6 protein-coding genes are annotated in these 4,616 nt (G+C 35.9%); all 6 read right to left on the minus strand.

The features are described from left to right. Positions 1-305 precede the first annotated feature (305 nt). Entirely contained in the window at positions 306-473 is a 168-nt protein-coding gene (locus HMPREF0518_RS08825; RefSeq protein WP_003627887.1) for a hypothetical protein, read from the minus strand. Between the two features lie 98 nt (positions 474-571). Further along, a complete protein-coding gene (locus HMPREF0518_RS08830; RefSeq protein WP_014918530.1) occupies positions 572-2,317 on the minus strand; it encodes an oligopeptide ABC transporter substrate-binding protein in 1,746 nt (581 codons plus the stop codon). A gap of 348 nt (positions 2,318-2,665) precedes the next feature. Next, entirely contained in the window at positions 2,666-3,175 is a 510-nt protein-coding gene (locus HMPREF0518_RS08835) for a hypothetical protein (RefSeq protein ID WP_003627889.1), read from the minus strand. 39 nt (positions 3,176-3,214) lie between these two features. Continuing rightward, positions 3,215-3,562, minus strand: coding sequence for an SLAP domain-containing protein (locus HMPREF0518_RS08840; RefSeq protein ID WP_003627890.1), 348 nt, complete (start codon positions 3,560-3,562; stop codon positions 3,215-3,217). Positions 3,563-3,634: 72 nt separating this feature from the next. After that, complete coding sequence (gene tnpB / locus HMPREF0518_RS08845) at positions 3,635-3,847, minus strand: IS66 family insertion sequence element accessory protein TnpB (RefSeq protein ID WP_003627891.1); 213 nt, start codon at positions 3,845-3,847, stop codon at positions 3,635-3,637. Between the two features lie 258 nt (positions 3,848-4,105). Continuing rightward, the coding region (locus tag HMPREF0518_RS08850; protein WP_003627892.1) for an MFS transporter at positions 4,106-4,616 on the minus strand (511 nt) is incomplete at its 5' end.

The raw sequence follows: 4,616 nt of genomic DNA on the forward strand, positions 1-4,616 counted from the left end.
TTTAAATCGAATACTTAACAACGTTTCTTAAATCGACTACAAAGCAAATCGCATAGATGAAACAGATAAACTCAATCAGACCATACTGTGATAACTTAACTAAGCCAAACAATAGCACAACAGCCAGACTAATAAAAATAAAGTCGAAACAATTGTTAATCCTCGACTATCAAAAGGATCAGGAAATTTATCTAATTCTTCACTTATTTCTTTAAGTTCTTGTGCCGATAGACGTCTAATTTGTTTATACTCTTTTGAAGCTATGAAGAAGTTGCCAGTAATTATGAAAATTAAAGCTAGTGTATTTAAATACACGTCCAAATCATGAGTGAGAGATTATTTTGAGCTCGTGCATGGGCTAAGAAGATAACACTAATTAAACCCAACGCATCCCCAAAAAGGCTCACTAAATACTTTCTACGTAATTTCTTTCTTACATCTTTATTTTCAACATCAATTATTTCTTTCTTCATAATCACTAAACCTACCCTTAAAAGTCATTGCAAGTTAAATTATAATGCGAACATATGTATGGATCTAGTGATTAGAGCAATCTTTTTCTATTCACAATTTATTTAGCATAGCCAACCTTGTACCAAACACTATTTGCAGCTGCTGGTTTTAATGAGTAGTTTACAATCTTATTATTGACTGCCTGAATTGAATATGAATTAGTCATTGGCACAATATAAGCTTCATCGTTCATATATTGTTGCCACCTATGAAAAGCTGCTACCCGGTACTTGTGATTGAATGCCTTAGTTGAATCAATCTCATTTAATAATTTATTGTTTTCCTTAGTAGCAAATCTAGAGTCATTCATTGGGTTAGTTTCGCTGTATATCCCTCTTGGTGAAGGCTCTGATGACAATGACCAAGCTGCCATAAACATATCAACATTTTTATCATCGTGGTCCAGTTTGTCGTAGAAGGAATTGAACTCAATTAATCTGCCACCAGTTAAGCTGACATGCAAGCCAATTTTATGCCACTGTTGAATATAATTCTGAATAATCGGCTCTTGCACTGCGGAACCTGTCATTGCGGCCAAGTGAATACTCAAAGGCTTGCCATTAGGTTGAACCCTCCATTTGCCTTTCTTCTTGTAGCCAGCTTTATCCAATAATTGGTTGGCTTTCTTTAAATTGTATGGAAAGCCTTTTGCATTTTTATCGAAGTAATCGCCAAATTGAGCAGGAATCAAAGTTGGCACTCTGAAAGTCAAACCTTGCGTGTATCTCTTTTCAACTTGATTAATATTCATGGCATAGGCAATTGCCTGACGCAAAGATTTATTGTTCATCTTGGCATTCTTATCCATGACATTCTTGCCATTCTCCCACTTCCCGACTTTGAAGCCTAAGTAACTATATGCAAGAGGAATCTTCTCAATAAATTTAACATCTTTGGCAGTTTTAACGGCTTGCCAATCAGAGTTAACTACATCTGCAATATCAAACTTGTGACTCTTAATCGCTTGGCTAGCTGTCTTAGTTGAAACAACTTGCGCCACAATCTTATTCAACTTTGGTTTACCTCTCCAATAATATTTATTAGGAACCCAAGTTACTGACTGACCTCTGACAACTTTGCTAACTTTATATGGACCAAAGAATAATGGATCCTTTCTGATTTGATCTGATGAAACTAATTTACTAAAAGGTACATCCTTTAAATGATGGTATGGAGCTGCTGTTTCAATGAAATAATCATTACCAGATTGCAACATCCCTGGCTTCATTGCTAAAAAGTGAATGACGATAGTTCTGCCATTTTCACCATCAGGATAAGTTATGCCTGAAATAGTTTTCGCTTTGCCATTGTGATAGGCTTTCATTCCCACAATATTAGCTAGAGAATCTGAGTACAGCAGACTGTTGGTAGCTTTGTTGGTAGTCATTTCATATGGATATTCCAAATCCTTAGCAATAACTTGCTTACCATCGGACCACTTAACTCCTTTCTTAACAGTAATTGTTACTGTCTTGGCTTTCTTGTCTAATTTAAAAGTAGCTGGGCCTTTATTAGTTATCTTATATTGATTATCAGTATCGAACAAAGCCTCATTACCAAATTGCATTACGTCTGAATCCACTTGATCAACTGATAACTGACTATCAAAAATTCCTTTAAAAGGAGTATCAGTTTCAATAGCATAGGTTAAAGTTCCACCCTGTTTTGCTGTCTTTTGTGGGGTTTGTTCAGGGAACTTCTTCGCAGTCTTGGCTGCATTCTTATTATTTTGACCACATGCAGCTAAACTTAAAGCTGCACCAATAAGTAAACCGGTAGTACTGATAAATTTAATAGCTTTCATAGTCATTTCTCTTTTCTAAAAAAATAAAAAAAGGCCCACATCCCAATTAAGGAATGTGAACCTTCATAGAATAATTAGTAAATCAATTATCTGAGATTAGGATCGCCACACACCATAATTTAGGATCACAAATAAACCATCATTTTGGTGGCGGCGTCGTAATTCTACTGTTAATGCGCTTTGTGATTCTAACATGATATGTGACTCCTTTCTTAAATGAATTTAATGTTATATTAATCTTTCTTTTAGCTGTTGTCAATAAATATTTTAGAATTTTTTATCGACATAAAAAGCACCGTCAAACGACAGCGCTTCAATATTTTTCTACTTTTCAGCTAACTTGGTAGCCTATTCTGCAGTATTTTGAGTCTTAACTTTCAAACCTTTGAAAATAACATCACTCGCCTTTACATAAACACTACCAACATTTTGCTTAACCCAAGTGTATTGATATTTACTATGTGGATCACGCATTGAAAAAGTAGTACCAATTAAGTGATAGAAAAGTTCTGCTTTCTTTTCACTAGGTACCCAAATGTAACGAGCATAATCAACCTGATAATTGTTCTCAGGCAAAAAGTTGCCACGAGCTGCCTTTTCCAAATATTTGCCACCTAAATCAACTAACTGACCTTGATCATTGTAAAGTGGTGTAGTCTTTTCTAGGCCTTGTTTAAAAGTAACCAACGATTGAGTTGATTCCGCAAAATTATGATTATCATCCATGAAGAATCTAAAGCTAAAATTACCCTCATCTTCATCTGGATAATCACCTGCATCAGTCCAGTACAAGAATTGATCCTTGGTGCCAGCTATTCTGACATACAATTGTGGGTCAGTGTAGTCAGTATCGATCAAAGCCTGATCAATCTTGACTTTGCTACCAGCATGAACAACTTAAGTTTCCTTTAAATCTTTGTTCAAAACATACATATCAGCACGGGGAATTACATAAGTTGGTTGCTTTGTGAAGACATATTGACCATTGATTTTACTTACATTCACTGCCTTAACGTAGCGACCGCCACCTAAAGCGTAGTAAACTTTCCCTTTAATCTTGTATTGTTTCAAAGCTTGTGGATCTTTATTAGAAGATTCACTTGGGTAGAAGAAGAAATCATCTGATGAACTAGCAGCTTTGACACTACCACTGTATGTCACTAAAGTACCTTGTCTTAAAGTACCTTGTTTCTTGATACGTTGACACTTCTTGTTGTAGACATAAGTGTTGGTTTTCAAGAACATTACATTTTTACCGGCAACTTAGCTTACATCTTTTGCCTTAACATAAGCACCGCTGCCAACGTAATAGTAAAGTTAACGTGAAGTTTCTGTCAATTTGCCAGCATATTTAATCTTTTGATTACGAGTTACAGTTGCCTTGCCACCACAGAAGATAAAGACTCGGCCAGAAAAAGGATCCAAATCAAATTCATCTTTAACTATGGCAGCCAGGCCATCGATTCCGCGTATCATATCTGTTCGACCACAAACAATGTAGACCTGCCCCAAGTCATAAAGGTTAATCATGATAGGACCTTGCTCAAGATTTTGTTTAGGCCATCAGGATCCAAAGAGCTATAAAAATTCAGTTCAAGGTCATTCTTTTTCAGACTAAGCATCAAATTGTTGCGTGGCGGACGTGCCTTTTTTGGTCTTTTCGGATGATCCAGAGCCACGATTGACTATTGTTTTTCAAGCATATTCGTTGCCTCCTTAAGTTTATGAAACAAGGATAGCCGAAAATTGGGAGCCAAAAAGGATACTTCAGTTTTGGACGCTTACTTTCTAAAATCTGAATTTGCACTTTCTTTTTTTACCCAATGTAATCATGATCACAATGAAACTAAGTGCAACTGCTGAAACGTTAATCATCCATCCTAAGTTGTAAGATCCAGTTTGATCAAAGAATAAACCGATCAAATAAACTGAAGCTGACATTGCAAAGGCACCGATCATATTAATGACAGAAAGAATGTTGCTGTAATCTTTTTCACCAAAAATTTGACGAATAAGATATGGTAAAGCAACCACGCAAACTGCTTGACCTGAACCTAGAATTACAGCAGCTAAAATCAATAAATTGCTTTCTCTAAGCATTGCCTGGCCGCCCCAACCGATTACACCAAATAAAGAGTAAACGGCTAAAACTAACTTAGCATTAAACTTATCCAGAAAATAACCGATAGAAATCTTACCAATTGCGGAACCAATCATTACTCCAGATACAACAGTTGCGGCAGTAATCGGTGAAATTCCGATATTAGTAATATGTCCTGAAATATGATAGATAGAACCA

The sequence above is a fragment of the Lactobacillus helveticus DSM 20075 = CGMCC 1.1877 genome, assembly GCF_000160855.1.
Taxonomy (GTDB): Bacteria; Bacillota; Bacilli; order Lactobacillales; family Lactobacillaceae; genus Lactobacillus; species Lactobacillus helveticus.